17 protein-coding genes are annotated in these 14546 nt (G+C 51.1%); 5 read left to right on the top strand and 12 right to left on the bottom strand.

The annotated features are described in order from the left end of the window. Positions 1 to 19 precede the first annotated feature (19 nt). The 6 genes from HA49_RS20565 to fliF are packed head-to-tail and all read right to left on the bottom strand — an operon-like array spanning position 20 to position 6430. Entirely contained in the window at positions 20 to 1207 is a 1188-nt protein-coding gene (locus tag HA49_RS20565) for a flagellar hook-length control protein FliK (RefSeq protein WP_052752439.1), read from the bottom strand. Then, on the bottom strand, positions 1195 to 1647 hold the full coding sequence (gene fliJ / locus HA49_RS05510) for a flagellar export protein FliJ (protein WP_038021037.1): 453 nt from the start codon (positions 1645 to 1647) through the stop codon (positions 1195 to 1197). The genes HA49_RS20565 and fliJ overlap by 13 nt, the downstream gene beginning before the upstream one ends. Beyond that, on the bottom strand, positions 1644 to 3014 hold the full coding sequence (gene fliI / locus HA49_RS05505; RefSeq protein ID WP_038021036.1) for a flagellar protein export ATPase FliI: 1371 nt from the start codon (positions 3012 to 3014) through the stop codon (positions 1644 to 1646). The genes fliJ and fliI overlap by 4 nt, the downstream gene beginning before the upstream one ends. Beyond that, entirely contained in the window at positions 3014 to 3748 is a 735-nt protein-coding gene (locus HA49_RS05500; protein WP_046791681.1) for a flagellar assembly protein FliH, read from the bottom strand. Before HA49_RS05500 ends, fliI begins: the two co-directional genes overlap by 1 nt. Next, positions 3732 to 4724, bottom strand: a complete 993-nt coding sequence (fliG, locus tag HA49_RS05495; RefSeq protein WP_038021035.1) for a flagellar motor switch protein FliG — start codon at positions 4722 to 4724, stop codon at positions 3732 to 3734. The genes HA49_RS05500 and fliG overlap by 17 nt, the downstream gene beginning before the upstream one ends. Next, positions 4721 to 6430, bottom strand: coding sequence for a flagellar basal-body MS-ring/collar protein FliF (gene fliF, locus HA49_RS05490; protein ID WP_072055914.1), 1710 nt, complete (start codon positions 6428 to 6430; stop codon positions 4721 to 4723). The genes fliG and fliF overlap by 4 nt, the downstream gene beginning before the upstream one ends. Positions 6431 to 6648: 218 nt before the next feature. Between fliF and fliE the strand changes: the two genes are divergently transcribed. Continuing rightward, positions 6649 to 6957: a flagellar hook-basal body complex protein FliE gene (gene fliE, locus HA49_RS05485; RefSeq protein ID WP_038021034.1), complete on the top strand. Its 309-nt coding sequence runs from the start codon at positions 6649 to 6651 to the stop codon at positions 6955 to 6957. Positions 6958 to 7398: 441 nt separating this feature from the next. Then, a complete protein-coding gene (locus tag HA49_RS05480; RefSeq protein WP_038021032.1) occupies positions 7399 to 7911 on the top strand; it encodes a hypothetical protein in 513 nt (170 codons plus the stop codon). 177 nt (positions 7912 to 8088) lie between these two features. Here the strand turns inward: HA49_RS05480 and proX are convergent, their stop codons facing one another. Further along, entirely contained in the window at positions 8089 to 9084 is a 996-nt protein-coding gene (gene proX / locus HA49_RS05475) for a glycine betaine/L-proline ABC transporter substrate-binding protein ProX (RefSeq protein ID WP_038021031.1), read from the bottom strand. Between the two features lie 585 nt (positions 9085 to 9669). Between proX and HA49_RS05470 the strand changes: the two genes are divergently transcribed. Next, on the top strand, positions 9670 to 10050 hold the full coding sequence (locus HA49_RS05470) for a helix-turn-helix domain-containing protein (protein WP_046791680.1): 381 nt from the start codon (positions 9670 to 9672) through the stop codon (positions 10048 to 10050). Here HA49_RS05470 and yniD read toward each other — a convergent pair. Both yniD and HA49_RS05465 read right to left on the bottom strand, forming a co-directional pair. Beyond that, a complete protein-coding gene (gene yniD / locus HA49_RS21750) occupies positions 10047 to 10151 on the bottom strand; it encodes a small membrane protein YniD (protein ID WP_232461527.1) in 105 nt (34 codons plus the stop codon). The two genes, HA49_RS05470 and yniD, sit on opposite strands and share 4 nt — an antisense overlap. 117 nt (positions 10152 to 10268) lie before the next feature. Next, on the bottom strand, positions 10269 to 10592 hold the full coding sequence (locus tag HA49_RS05465; RefSeq protein ID WP_038021029.1) for a DUF6388 family protein: 324 nt from the start codon (positions 10590 to 10592) through the stop codon (positions 10269 to 10271). Between the two features lie 197 nt (positions 10593 to 10789). Here HA49_RS05465 and yedD point away from each other — a divergent pair, with 197 nt between their 5' ends. After that, complete coding sequence (gene yedD, locus HA49_RS05460; RefSeq protein WP_038021028.1) at positions 10790 to 11269, top strand: lipoprotein YedD; 480 nt, start codon at positions 10790 to 10792, stop codon at positions 11267 to 11269. Positions 11270 to 11285: 16 nt separating this feature from the next. Here yedD and fliT read toward each other — a convergent pair whose 3' ends face one another. From fliT to fliD, 3 genes are read right to left on the bottom strand one after another with little or no spacing between them, the layout of a single operon-like run. Beyond that, positions 11286 to 11588 carry a flagellar protein FliT gene (gene fliT / locus HA49_RS05455; protein ID WP_038021027.1) on the bottom strand — a complete coding sequence of 101 codons (303 nt, stop codon included), beginning with the start codon at positions 11586 to 11588 and terminating at the stop codon, positions 11286 to 11288. Next, the gene (fliS, locus tag HA49_RS05450) at positions 11585 to 11983 is read right to left on the bottom strand and encodes a flagellar export chaperone FliS (protein ID WP_156994602.1); all 399 of its coding nucleotides are present in this window, start codon (positions 11981 to 11983) and stop codon (positions 11585 to 11587) included. Before fliS ends, fliT begins: the two co-directional genes overlap by 4 nt. A 20-nt stretch (positions 11984 to 12003) precedes the next feature. Further along, positions 12004 to 13434 (bottom strand): flagellar filament capping protein FliD, encoded by a 1431-nt coding sequence (fliD, locus tag HA49_RS05445; RefSeq protein WP_038021025.1) that lies wholly within the window; start codon positions 13432 to 13434, stop codon positions 12004 to 12006. A 235-nt stretch (positions 13435 to 13669) separates the two neighbouring features. Between fliD and HA49_RS05440 the strand changes: the two genes are divergently transcribed. Continuing rightward, complete coding sequence (locus HA49_RS05440; protein ID WP_038021024.1) at positions 13670 to 14488, top strand: flagellin N-terminal helical domain-containing protein; 819 nt, start codon at positions 13670 to 13672, stop codon at positions 14486 to 14488. The last annotated feature ends 58 nt before the right edge of the window (positions 14489 to 14546 follow it).

Genomic DNA, 14546 nt, shown 5'->3' with positions numbered 1-14546 from the left:
GTTACGCAGGGAAGAGGCGTCAGACAAACAGATCCACCCGACCGGTCTGCGATGTCACAGAAGGCCTGCGCTCTATGGAGAGTCGCGTCGGGGAGTCCGGGGCTTGCCCGCTAAAACTCTGTCCGGACCCTGGGGTGTCCTGCGATTGTTCGCCAAACCCCCCTGAGGGATTGAACATAGCGAAAGAGGAATCATCACTGCCGACATGACTTTCCCCGAGACTGATGCCGTTTTCTGCCAGCGCCGTTCTCAGGTGCGGCAGGGCTGCTTCAATAGCGGTACGTACCTGGCTATGGCCCGAAATAAGGCTTATCTCAGCCTGGTCGCTTTTGATCACCAGAGATATTTTGAGATTGCCGAGTTCCTGAGGATGCAGACGCAGTTCAGCGCTCTGGATCCCCTTATGATGCATAATCAACACCTGCTGACTGAGCTGCTGTTGCCACTGCGGACTGTCCGGAGTCGCAATCCCCGTGGCCGGTACCAGTCTGATTGCATCACGTGGTAACGTATCGGAACCCGGTGACAGCAGCGGTGGGGCTGGCGGAGAGTCTGATTTGAATTCCGATGTGGATGAACGCACAGGACTGTGCGGTACCGCTAAGGATGCCGCTACCCCGGAGAGCTGTTGGGCTAACGGGGTTCGTTCTTCCGCCCGGGGAAACGGATTCTTCCGGGGTTGCCCGTCAACCGTATCCGGCAACGGGCTACGTGGAGAGTGGTCTGAATATGAAGACGGTGCCTTTGCTGGCTGCTGCTGTGACCGGGGAGTGTTCGACCAGGCATCCTTATGTTGTGATAAGAGATCGGTATTTTGCGAAACTAAATCACGGATCGTGTGCGGGTGATTATTCAACGACAACGATTCCGTGATGTCTCCGGTGCTGACGGAGGTACGTAGTAGCGGACTACCCTGAGCCGCGACAGCCACCCCGTCAACTGATGGGAGTTGCGGCCTGACTGTAGGTATCGGGGAAAACAGCGCCAGCAGTTGGGTGACGTTGTCACTTTTATCCGGTTCACCCTCTTTAGGTTTGGTGGCTGGCAGACGCTGATTCTTATGACCAGACAGAGTTTCCTGCTGGCGGGTCTGCCCGTTAAACAGCGCAGAAAACAGTTGCTGTGCACTGGTCTTACTGGAATTTAACCCGACCTGATGCCCGCTCCCTTGACCCGGTATCGCAGGTAACAGAATTAGTCCTGACATAAAACGTCCCCTCTGAAATGACGGGCTGAAAATTCATCCGTTTGCTTCTGCTCACGCCGGGCCGCTTCCACTCTGAGCCGCTGTTGCTGGCGTTCGAATAATGTCTGTAATGCATTCTGGCGTTGCTTTTTCTGCTGCCAGTGTCGTTGAGCCTGTGAAAGTTGCTGCTCACCCTGCAGCAAGACCTGTTGTTGCAGTTGTATCGCCCGTTGCAGTGCAGGAATAAATTGTTGAAAGTCTTCCCAGCGGTTCAGTGACATCCCGGGCATTATTTTCTGTTGCAGGAAGTGTTGATAATCCTGGTGATAACCGGTCAGCAGTTGTTGCTGTTGCAGGGCCTGCTGCCTTGCACTCTGCAGTTGTCCGAGTTGTTTCGCTGCCCGGCCAGTCTCATTGCGCGCAAGTTCGCACAGAGTGGCAAGGACAGATGGCTGGTTCATGACACTTCCTCCGGATGACTAAACAATTGATGTAACTGCTCACAGGCAGTTTCGTAGTTGCAACGCTGATGAATACCTTGTTGCAGATAGGCAGTGATCGCCGGATACAGTGTTATCGCCTGATCAAGCAGGGGATCACTGCCTGAGACATAAGCGCCGACACTGATCAGGTCGTGGTTACGCTGCCAGGCAGAAAGCAGTTGTTTACAGTAGCGTGACTGCTTAAGTTGTGATTCACCGACTAACTCGAACATTACGCGGCTGATCGAAGCTTCGATATCAATGGCCGGATAATGTCCGGCTTCTGCCAACTGACGGGACAGTACAATGTGCCCGTCGAGTATGGCCCGGGCCGCATCGGCAATCGGGTCCTGTTGGTCATCACCTTCCGCCAGCACGGTATAAAAAGCTGTCACAGAGCCTTCACCACTGTCACCGTTTCCTGCCCGTTCAACCAGTGCGGGCAGACGGGCAAATACTGAGGGGGGATAGCCACGGGTGGCGGGAGGTTCACCGATAGCCAGAGCAATTTCCCGTTGAGCCATGGCATAGCGGGTCAGGGAGTCCATAATCAGCAATACATGCTGCCCCCGGTCACGAAAATCCTCGGCAATCCGGGTGGCGTAGGCGGCGCCCTGCAGGCGCAACAGTGGTGAAAGATCTGCCGGCGCAGCAATGACCACCGAACGAGCCAGTCCTTCGCTGCCCAGAATGTTTTCGATAAAGTCTTTCACTTCGCGGCCTCGTTCGCCAATCAGTCCAACCACAATCACATCTGCGTGGGTGTAGCGTGCCATCATGCCAAGCAGGACACTCTTACCCACGCCGGAACCGGCAAATAGTCCCATCCGCTGGCCACGGCCGACAGTAAGTAATCCATTAATGGCGCGGATCCCGGTATCCAGAACCTGTTTTATCGGAGATCGTTGCAATGGATTGACCGGGCGGCTGGTCAGTGAACCGTAATCACAGCCGCGTGGCGCAGGCAGGTTATCCAGTGGTCTGCCACTACTGTCCAGTACTCGTCCCAATAATGCCGGTCCAAGTGGTAACAGTTTTCCGCCGTGAGTTACCGGGTCAGCCGCGGTGGTAAACACTCTGGCCCCGGGCAGCAAACCGTCGGTATTCTCCAACGGCATCAGGAACAGTTTCTTGTCACTGAAACCTACCACCTCGGTTTCGGCAGGGGATGCTCCCTGGCGTTCAACCAGACACACGGCACCCAGCGGTAACGCCAGTCCGGTGGCTTCCAGTACCAGTCCCGTGGCACGGGTCAGACGACCATAGCGGCGGACAGTTGGCAGAGATGCTAACGAAGATTCGAACCGGTCAAGCTGTTGCATCCAGCGACTAAACGGCATATCCATCAGTAGACTCCCGTTTGCGCACGCTGGCATAACTCCAGCCAACGCCCCGACATGCCACAATCCAGTTCACCTTCCTCTCCCTGTAACAAACAGTCGCCGGGATGCAGATGCGGATCGGCCTCGACATTCCAGCCCTGGTTGTTGACCTGTGCGGCAAATAGCTGTTCAGCCAGCGGCAGATCCTGAGGATGGACCCGTATCCGTGGGTTACCGGTAAATAACGGGTCGTCCGCCAGCAGGCAACGAATCTGTTCGGCCAACTGGTGGTTATCACATTTGATCGCCTCTCCGCAAAGCTGCAGGGCTATCTGCAGGGCCAGCTGCAAAATTCTTCCGGTGATTACACCATCGAGAATCTGCAATGACCGGTCGAAATTTTCCGCCAACTGACCGACAAGTTGCTGCTGTGCTCGTTGTTGTTCTGCTGACTGATGAACAGCCGCCTGCTGACCTTCCTGAAAACCGGCGGCCCGTCCGTGCTGTTCGCCCTGACTGAGCCCCTGTTGGTAGCCTTCCTGCCAGCATTGCTGGCGCTCCTGTTGTTGCAGGGTTTCGTTGTGCAGGTTCTGACTCAATAGCTCCGGTTCTGCCACCGGTCGGGTTTCAGAAGGCGGGCAAGGTTCCGGGGGTGTCGGTAGTATTTCAACGGGCTGCTGGCTGTACGCCGGGCTGAACTGTTGTGGTTGCCATTTCTGCCAGTGTTCCGTTTGCTGTAACTCAGACGTAGGTTTCATCCGCTCCTCCTATTACAATATCGCCTGCCTCGGCCAGCCTTCTGACAATCAACAGAATCGCTTTCTGTTCTGTTTCCACGGCGGACATACGTACCGGCCCGCGGCTGCTTAAATCATCACGTAAAATATCCGCTGCCCTTGATGACATGTTTTTCAGGAACTTATCGCGCAATGGCTGCCCGGCACCTTTCAGAGCCACCAGTAACTGTTCGGAATCCACTTCCTGCAACAGGCGCTGGATACTGCGGTCATCCACATCCACCAGATTTTCGAACAGGAACATTTCATCAATGATTTTTTGTGCCAGCTCATTATCGAATTCCCGCACTGCTTCGATCACCGATTCTTCCTGTTGTGATTTCATCAGGTTAAGGATCTCGGCTGCGGTGCGAACCCCACCCATTTTGGCCCGTTTCAGATTCTGGCCATCAAGCAGGTTATTCAGAACTTCGGTCAGCTCTGCAAGGGCCGCTGGCTGAACACCGCCAAAGGTCGCGATCCTTAACATCACATCGTGGCGTAACCGGTCATCAAACTGCGCCAGAATATCGGCGGCCTGTGACCGTTTTAGGTGAACCAAAATGGTCGCGATAATCTGTGGATGTTCCTCGCGGATTAGGTCGGCAGCGGAAGGGGGGTCCATCAGATTCAGGGCATCCATACCAGAGGTGGTATCCCGCGTATCAAGGATATCTTCCAGCAGGCTGCTGGCGCGTTCTTCACCCAGGGCTTTCACCAGAACACTGCGCAGATAATCGTTATTGTTCATACTCAGCGCAGAATACTGACCGGCGTCTTTTTCGAATTGCTGCAATACGCTGGTGAGTTGCTGATGGGAAACCTGTTTCATGGTGGCCATGGCCGCACTCAGATGCTGTACTTCCCGTTGATTAAGATGCCGGAAAACTTCAGCAGCTCGTTCTTCTCCCAGCGTCATCATCAGAATGGCGCTTTTGTCTGTTCCGTTAAGAGTCATAGTTCACTGCCCATCCAGTCGCGGATTACCAGCGCAACTACCTGCGGATCGTTATCCGACATTTCGCGGATACGCTGGCTTAAAATTTCACTATTTATTCGTTGCTGTGCCTTACGGGCGGTTTCCTGTAATGCACTGTCGTGGCGGGTATCTTCCGCGACTTGTAGCGGTACCGGTTGTAATTCGGCCGCTTCTCTGGCCTGTTCTGCCCTGACCCTACGCTGTTCAAGCATGGGCCGTATCGCTTTACGGTAGAGGATAAAGGCCACGATGAGGACGACCAGCCAGCGGCCCGCGGAGAGCAGCAACGCTAAGAATTGCGGCGTTTTCCAGAAAACCGGGCTGTTATCATTATCGGCAGCAGTGAACGGGGTATTGACCAGATTGACTGAATCCCCCCGTTTTTCTGAAAAACCCATCGCTTCTTTGGTCAGCGCGGTGATCTGTTGCATTTGTTGCTCAGTCAGTGCCTGAGGTTTACCGTCCTCGCGGCTCCGATAGTTCACCACCACAGCGACAGACAGTCGTTTAATATCACCGCTGTTTAACTGGGTACGTCGGATAGTCCGGTCCAGTTCATAGTTAGTCGTGGAATCCTGACGCAACTGTTGATTCTGAGGTGGCTGAGGGCTGTTGCCGCCTGACTTCACTGGCGTAGTGGCAGTGCGGGCAGGGGGAGTGCTCTCAGTCGTGGCCGGAGTTGCCGGGGGATTAACCGGCGCGGTGGCCACCGGCGTCGGCTGATTACTCAATGCGCCCGGCACACCTCCCGGCCATATCCCGCCATACTGACGACTGTCGCTTGATTGTTGTGAACGTATCGCTTTACTGGCCGGATCATTGTTCGGGGTGTAATGTTCATCCGTCTGCTCCTGCTTATCGAAATTAATTTCTGCCGTGACCTGAGCACGCACATTCCCGCGTCCGACCACCGGGCCGAGGATATCTTCAATCCGTTGTCGCATATTACGTTCAATTTGCGAGGTATATTTGAGCTGTGTGCCGTCAAGTCCCTGAACACCGGCGGAAGTTCTGGTCAGCAACGACCCGTCCTGGTCAACTATGGTCACATTCCCCGGGGGCAGACGGCTGACACTGCTGGAGACCACATGCACGATGGCGTTAACCTGACCATCATCCAAAGCACGTCCGGGCTGTAGCTTTAAGGTAACGGACGCGGTGGGTAGCTGATTATCGCGGATAAATACCGACGGTTTAGGAATGGCCAGATGCACCCGGGCCGTTTTAACGGCGCCAAGGCTTTCGATGGTTCTGGACAGTTCGCCTTCCAGCGCCCGCTGGTAGTTAATTTGTTCACTGAACTGGCTAATGCCAAACTTTTCGCGGTCCAGCAGTTCGAATCCGGTGGAACCCCCTCTGGGCAGGCCCTGTTCTGCCAGCTTCAGACGAAGCTCTCCTGCCTGACTGGCAGGGACCAGAATATCTCCACTAGTTTCTTCCAGCCGGTAGGGAATATTCATCTGACTCAGGCGATTGATGATACTGCCGCCATCCTGTGCAGAGATATTGCTGTAGAGGACGCTATAGTCCGGAGTACTGGCCCACAGGACCAGACCAACGATCACGGCTGCCGATACCGCGGCAGCAAAAATCAGTGGAATTCCGGCGGAAGTCCGTAATCTGTTGAGCAACTGCTGTGCTTTGCCGGAAAACGTGGCTGAAATATCGGTAGGGCTAACGGTCATAGCGATACCCTGGTGGTCCGGAGCGGACTCATTGTAAATAACAACACATGCTTCTCCTGAATAACGGGTAAGGTGGCGGTAGAATAAACAGCATTATTTACCTGCCATCGGGGAATGATGGGAGAAACAGCCGGTTTTTTAAGGGTTATATTTGCGCTTTATTATTTTCTGACTGAGGTAGATTTCATTTAATGTCTTTCAGTCACAGAGAAACTACTATGTTTTCATTAATTCCGCAGGTTACAGAACAAATGACGGCAGTTGCCCGTATGGCTGAGGGGCGCGAAGTCCGGTCCGGTCAGTCGGATGCCTTTTCGGGAGTGTTCCATTCGGCACTCAACCAGCTTAACCAGCATGTGCAACAGTCTGTCGTGACTTACGAAAAGTTTGAGGCTGGAGACAGTGATATTTCACTGAATGATGTGATGCTGAATATGCAAAAGGCAAGCCTGTCATTACAACTCGGGACCCAGGTTCGAAATAAACTGGTCAATGCTTATACCGACATTATGAATATGTCAGTGTAAAAGCTTCAGATGATGACGGGAGAATGCTTTTGTCAGTGAGGGAATGATAACCCGTGATGAATAAATGCGATGGTTATCATTTCCCGGGCAGAAAACCGGCTTTATTAGCGAACCGTATTTAATTGGCCCGAATTATCCGGTCGATCAGTTACCCTGTCATCGCAGGGGGGGATTATCTGATTCGGAGGCAGAGTAAACCCGCCTTATCAAGATTTCTGTTTCATAGAATGACGTGGCTTTGGTTACTTGTCCGTTGTCTCAGAGCTGATTGCGGCAATTAAACCGCGCCTGCTACCGGCTATACCGGTTTGGACTATGCATATACCGGCAACGAAACCGCACAACGGGGTAACAGGAATACACAGTTTAGACACTGTTTGTGGGTTCCATTGGCACGTATTTTCTTCCAGGATAGATTTAGGGTTATCTGAGGAGAAAAAGATGAAAAAGTTACTTGTCTGCACCGGAATATCTGCGGTGTTTCTGTCGGGATGTTCCGCTATTGACCACAACAAAAACTCAACAGCAGCGGTTAACGGATTACAACTGGATAACAGCGGGCATTACCAGTACGTAAAAAACTATCCGGCTTCAGGACAAATGGTACCGGATGCGTTAAAAGTACAACGGTGTTCGGTTACGGCCGTGTCCGGCGCTGAGACCAGAGCAAGCGGAACAATGACCGGAAGCCTGTACACTACCCGTGGAACGACCTCGTACAGCATTACCTCATTAGGCAGTCCGGTGACCTTTGTTGTTGGTTATACTCTGAGTCTGGGTATCCACAATAGCGGGATTCGTTATGTATTTACCCATATAAGTCAGGCTCAGAGCCATGATGGAACGTTAACGAATACAGGCCCGGCGAGTTTATGGGTCGGCTCAAACCCTCAACAAACGGTTGCGGCCTTCACACAGATTTCAGATCAGATCAATCACTGCCTGTCGTCCTGATTTAGCCGGTCGCTGTACTTCTCATTGCACCTGGACGGGTTTGCACCAGGGATAGCCAGCAGAATATCATTTACGGCGACAGAGGGATTCTGGCTGTGACAAACGGGGGGTTGGTTTAAAAAATTACCGCCCGTGGGCGGTAATCTGGTGCAGAGCTGAGACCGGCGAGGCAACGAATTAGTGTGCAGCAGCCTGCTTAGCCGCATTGATCCAGCCATCAAACTCTGCCTGATGTGCTTTAATCCAGCCATCCACCTGTGCCGAGACATCGGCAGCAGTATTTTCGCCGTTATGCATACTCAGATTCTGACGGCTGATATCCTGAAGCGGAATTTTCATCAGTGTAAAGAGTTTACGAGCCGCAGGATTTTTTTCTGCCCAGGCTTTGTTAGCAATAATATTTTCGGTATTTACGCTGAAACCATAATTTTTACCATTAGGTAACCGGGTATCTTCCTTAGGCTGACCGGCGGGGGAGGCAGAAAAAGGAACCGTCAGCCAGACGACATCTTTGCCAGGTTTTAATACAAAACTGACCCAGTAAGGTGTCCAGGTATAATACAATACCGGTTTGCCGGCTTTATATCGTGAAATGACATCCGCGATCATTGCTGAATAACTTCCCTGGTTTTGCTCGACAGTATTTGTCAGACCGTAAGCTTTAAGTTGGGCGTCTATCACTTTACCGCAGGCCCAGCCAGGTTCACATCCAGTGAGTCCGGCCTTACCATCTCCGGTATTATCAAACAGTTTGGCGATTTTGGGATCTTTCAGTTGTGATATATCGGTAATATGATATTTGTCTGCCGTTTTCTTATCGATTAAATAACCCTGAGCAGCACCGGTAATATAGGGGCCTGCACGGAAGAAACTTTTGTCCCCCCCCGCAGACTGATACATTGCGGATTGCAACGGTTCCCAGTCTACAGCCGAGAAGGTCGCGTCACCCCTGGCGATCGACGCGTAGGCGACACTGTAATCCACCTCCTGAGTGGGTTTTACATCATATCCCAGTTTTTCCAGTGCACGGTTCACTAATTCGGTCTGGAAAGATTCCTCAGCCAGCGGACTTTTCACTGCCTGAACAGAAATTCCTTTGCCCGGCAGGTCCTGTGCAGCAACACTACCGCAAAATGAAAATAGCAATGCAGGGAGAATTATTTTTTTATTCACATGTAGCTCCTGTTGTTCAGTTATTTTTAAAACTAACAACAGCTGGATCAGAAATCAAATTTAATTCCCGGTGACGGATGGGCAGAATAATGTTCTGAATTCACTCATGGTTTCATGATTTGTTGAATCTGAAATATTCAGGTGATGGCAGGCTGCCAGCAGAGTAATATTTTTAGAAAAAGCCTGTATCACTCAGTGGATATTTTTTCCTGTTATTATCTTAATTAATTTAACATGACAGACCGGTTTTGTCTGATTTATAGTGCCGGATAATCAGTCATGAACCTGTAGCGGAAATTCTGTCTAACCCAGTGCAGGCCGGCCTCTTTGCTCACCCTCAGGAGGTGACTATCGACACACCGCACGAAGGATAAAATAACCGCTCCGGTAGCCTCGTTTATGAATACCATTCATAGCGCCAATGATTTTTTAGTGCATTATTTTTGCTGCAGTTTCAGATTATGATTATCTCTTCCTGTCGCTGATATTTCAGGTCGAATAATGTCCCGGTCAGGAAGAATCCCCCGGAACAAAATTCGGCATGACAATCTTTTCATAATAATCACATCTGCTGATGAGGAAACTATGGACAGAAAACAACAACTGATTCTGACATTAACTCACTGGATCGATGACAACATCCATCTGCCACTCAAAATCGAACACGTCGCCGAGCGTTCAGGCTATTCCCGCTGGCATCTTCAGCGCATGTTTTATCAGGTAATGAAACAAAGTCTGGGCAAATATATCCGTGAAAAGAAACTGATGAGGGCGGCCGATGATTTGCTAAACAGTAATGAAAGCGTTATGGAAATTTCTCTGAGATATGGCTTTGAATCTCAACAATCGTTTACGCGTTCGTTTACAGGAAAATATCATATACCACCGGCAACTTTCAGACGGGGCTTTACCGGAGAGTCAAAAACCGTCTGCCGGGGTCACAGTAATCAATCTGCTGCAGGTTAACCCCAGATCATTGCTGCCCAGCGCAGCAGTAACAGGCCCAGACAGATAAGGACCAAAACAAGGATCATCTTTCCGTATTTTTTACCAATAACCTTAGCCATTTAGCTTTTCCTGGATTGTCATGCCCCGCCTAAAGCCACATTATCAGACCTGCTAACAACTGGCAATCTGCCGCCGGTTGCGGTCTGTGTGGCGTACGGGGAATGAAGGCTGTTGGTTCAGAGTTCGTTTTTAATGCAAAACTCTTCCCATGTCATACCGAGTGCGGCCGCATGGGATTTCAGGTAATTTTCAATCGCGACTGCGGCCACCTGCTTATCGGGTTCTGCCAACTGAATAGAGAAAATCACACCATCCAGTTTTTTCTGTCGCAGAAATGCGGCATAGATCCGTTCAGCCTGCATTTCTCTGCATTGTTGCAATGTCATCCCAGCCTGCTTAGCGTCAGTTTCACTGATTTCGTCCAGTGCAGTACTAAAAGAGGGATGAGCAGAAAAAAACATGTCACGGGCGATGGCATAATACTGTTCAGGAGTTTTCATCATGTTTCTGGGTTCAGTGAAATTATCGCTGGATTGTAACTTTTCTGCGGGCAGATGTCAGGAGTTGGCTGTCATTATGGTAGTGCCCGGGTAAAAACCGCGTCTTTGAAGCGACAAGGGGGCTGCAATAGCTCCAGGACACGATATACTATGCCGCAAAATTACCGAATTCAGTCCCGGGCTTGTCGAGAAAATATATGAAAAAATGGATGTTGTTACCTATGCTGGCCCTGGCCGGTTGTGTGCAAATCACCAATTATCAGCAGGCAGTCAAGCTGCCCGCACCTGCCGGAATCGCAGGTGTCTGGCAAACCGACGGCCCACAGAAGGGGTTGGTCAGCCCGCAGGCGATGGCTTCATTATTAATTACCCCGCAGGGAGATACCCTGGATTGTCGTCAGTGGCAACGGGTGATTGCTAAACCAGGCAAACTGGCCCGCGTGGATGACAAAGTGGTCAATATCAACCGGCAGTTACGGGCAATGCACCTGAAACTGGTGGGTGATACCCTGCATTACGACGGGCTGACATTGAAAAAAGTCAGCCAGCCTACCGTGGAATGCCAGAAAGCGTTGGCAGAGTCCGAAAGCCACCCGGAACAACCGGTTATCCAGGATATTCAGCCGACATTACTGCTCAACCACTTTGCCAGCGGCGAAACTTCCCCGGCCGGCTAATCGTCCGGGGCTGTTTTCAGACTGAAAAGTAGGCCTGCAACAGCTGTTGCTGCTGTCGGCCATGAGAAAGATTTTCGCCAGCCTGTTGCAGAGCATGATGAATCTGTAAGGTCAGATACTGGTGTGCGTCCAGTAGCCGTTGGAATCCGGATTGACACTGTTGCCGTTCGTCGGCTGTGCAGTCAGGCGGGGTGGCAGCCAGATGCAGGTAATCTGTAACCGTTTCCTCCAGTTGCTGCCACTCTTCCTGCTGCGCCAGGCTTTGTAGCTGTTGGTTAAATGTGGTCAGTTCTGCCAGCCAGTTCGAATAACTGTTCATGGTTCACTCCCTCCGCTGACGATCCTCAGACTGTCTTTCCAGCCACTGGCGATATCTCCCAGCAGAGTTTCAGCCTCGCTGATAGCGGCAATATCCTGATGCAGGTTAGCCTGTAGCAATCGGAAAATTATGTAGTCATAAAGTGCTGTAAGTTGCTGTGCCAACGGGTCTTCAGGCCAGTCCAGTAACGGCCTTTTCAGGCCATTGTCGATGATATCCATGGCTTTTGAGAGGTGGCGGCCGCGCGCTGCAATGTCGCCATTCCCGATACACAGCTTCGCGCAAGCGAGGGCGCTCAGCGCACCGTCAAACAACAAGGTGGTCAGTTGCGCCTGACCGGCGCTGAGAACGGCACTCTCAACGCTGACCCTGGCATAAGCGTTGGCCCCAGTCATTGTGTTCACCCGTTGACTCCCTATTTATCCGACGAGTTATCAAACTGCGATGCCAGATATTGTTTGGTCTGATCCATTTGCGACATCAGTTTATTTAACTGCGTAAACTGCGTCTTATAGCGGGCCATAGTACTGTCTATAGCCGACTGCATATTGTCGTAGCGTTTGCTGAGATCGTCATAGTTGTTGTTCAGTGAATCAATCGCATTTGCCAGCATCCCTTTATTTCCGACGCTGTCACTTAACATATCATTCAGGGTATTGTTCATACCGGTGGCAAAGCCGCTGGTTTTACCATCACCGGTGAAGAAACCGATCACTGCCTGTGGATTACTTTTCAGGGCGTCGTTCAACTTATTTTCATCTATCGTCAGAATGCCGGTGGAACCATCGGCCTGCACGCCCGGGTCCATGCTGATCCCCAGTTGTGCCAGAATGGAGTAGGCGCCTTGCTGAGGTTGGGTCAACATCGATTGTAACCGGACCTGGATATTACGCACGGTACCATCGCCGATTAACGGGCCGTTAGAGGTCGTGTCGGTAACCGCCGTGGCCGTTCCTGAGAAACTGGTCAGGCTGGCGATAGTGGATTGCAGCTTATTATAGGCAGTGACCCAGTCTTTAACCGCTTTCACGGTATCATCAGTGTTGTTACCAATCTCCAGAGTCTCTTCGCTTTGCGAAACCGATTTCAGATTTAGGGTGACTCCGGAAGGTGCATTGGTGACGGTATTACTTTTACTGTCGATAGCAATTCCATTTACCGTCAGTTTGGCATTCTGACCGGCGATGGTCTGATGCATGGCTGAACTGCTGTCGGTGGAGGTGTATCCTATGACGCTTTGCAACTGGTCATCCCCACTGACGGTCACTGAGATATTATTCCCTTCGCCGGTATCTTTGGCGGTCAGGCTAAGATAGTACTCACCGTCAGCGGCGCGGATACTGGTGGCGTTAATTCCTGCGCCGCTCTGGTTAATGGCATCAACGATGCCATCCAGTGACGTTTGTTTATCTGTCAGAGTGATGGTCACCGGGCTGCCCTGGCCCGTCTGCAGGGTCAGTGTCCGGCTGCCACTGTCTGAACTTCCCAGAGCGGTGTCACTGCTGCTGATTTTTCCGGACAGTAACGACTGCGCAGTGGCCAGTTGTGTCACTTTCACCTGATACTGGCCGGGAATTGCACTGCTGTCGGTGGATGCAGAAAATGACTGATTATTGCTGGTCACTGCCGTGGCATTAAAGGTGGTGGTTTTCGTCAGCGCATCAATCGCGGACTGCAGATTTTGCAGGCTGCTCTTCAGTTGCCCGAAGGCAGAGATTTTGTTTTTACAGGCAGTAGCTTCATTGGTAATAGGGGTCAGTTTAGCCTGTTCTGCTGCCTGTAAATTATTGTACAAATCAGTCAGATTAAGATTACTGCTGATATCCAGATTACTGATTGCGGTCATCACCATATCCTGTTGTTACTGAGTGTGTATTGGTAATATCGGCCCGAAAACATAAAGGTTTAAGCCGTACACATCGCACAGAGCCGGTATCAGCCTGTAAACAAAATCCGCTTTATTGGTTTTTTTCAGGTCGCTGGCTAAAGTTAACCTGTTGATCACCGATATCAGTCATGAACGCAAAGGGAATGCCTTTTTGCTTATTCAATGAACATTCATTTATTGAAGGATAAAAATCATGGCTGTTATCAATACCAACATCATGTCATTAACCACTCAGACTAACCTGAACAAAGCACAGTCTTCTCTGGGTACCGCTATCGAGCGCCTGTCTTCGGGTCTGCGTATTAACAGTGCAAAAGATGATGCAGCTGGTGAAGCTATTGCTAACCGTATGTCATCTAATATCCGTGGTCTGACTCAGGCCTCGCGTAATGCGAATGACGGTATTTCACTGTCACAAACCGCGGAAGGTGCGCTGAATGAAATGAACACCAACTTACAGCGTATCCGTGAACTGACAGTGCAGGCGAAAAACGGGACTAACAGTGCTGCAGATATCGACTCTATTCAGGCTGAGGTCGATGCACGTCTGGCTGAAATTAAACGTATCGGGAGTGCAACAACGTTTAACAACATTCAGCTGTTTGACAGCACCAGTACCAGTATCAATATCCAGGTAGGTTCTAACGATAGTGCCGATGCGAACGTTATCTCTATCTCTTTGTCAGATAACGGCTTTAAATCTCAGACCCTGGGCAGTGATTACAGTGTGACCGGCGAGACTGCTCTGGCCGATATCGATGCCCGTATCTCTGATGTAGATACAGCCCGTAGCGGACTGGGTGCGATTCAGAACCGTTTTGAATCAACCATCAACAACCTGAATGCTACTGTGAATAACCTGTCTGCTTCTCAGTCTCGTATCCAGGATGCGGATTATGCGACCGAAGTATCCAGCATGTCACGTGCGCAAATCCTGCAACAAGCGGGTACCTCTGTATTGTCGAAAGCTAACCAGGTTCCACAGACCGTCCTGTCATTGCTGCAAGGCTAATCAGAAACATTGGTTAAAACCTAACCCCGCTCTGCGGGGTTTTGTTGTGTCGCACGGA

Source organism: Tatumella morbirosei, assembly GCF_000757425.2.
In the GTDB taxonomy this organism is placed as follows: domain Bacteria; phylum Pseudomonadota; class Gammaproteobacteria; order Enterobacterales; family Enterobacteriaceae; genus Tatumella; species Tatumella morbirosei.
Note: the sequence above shows the minus strand (reverse complement) of the source record. Positions and strands in the feature narration are given on the sequence as shown.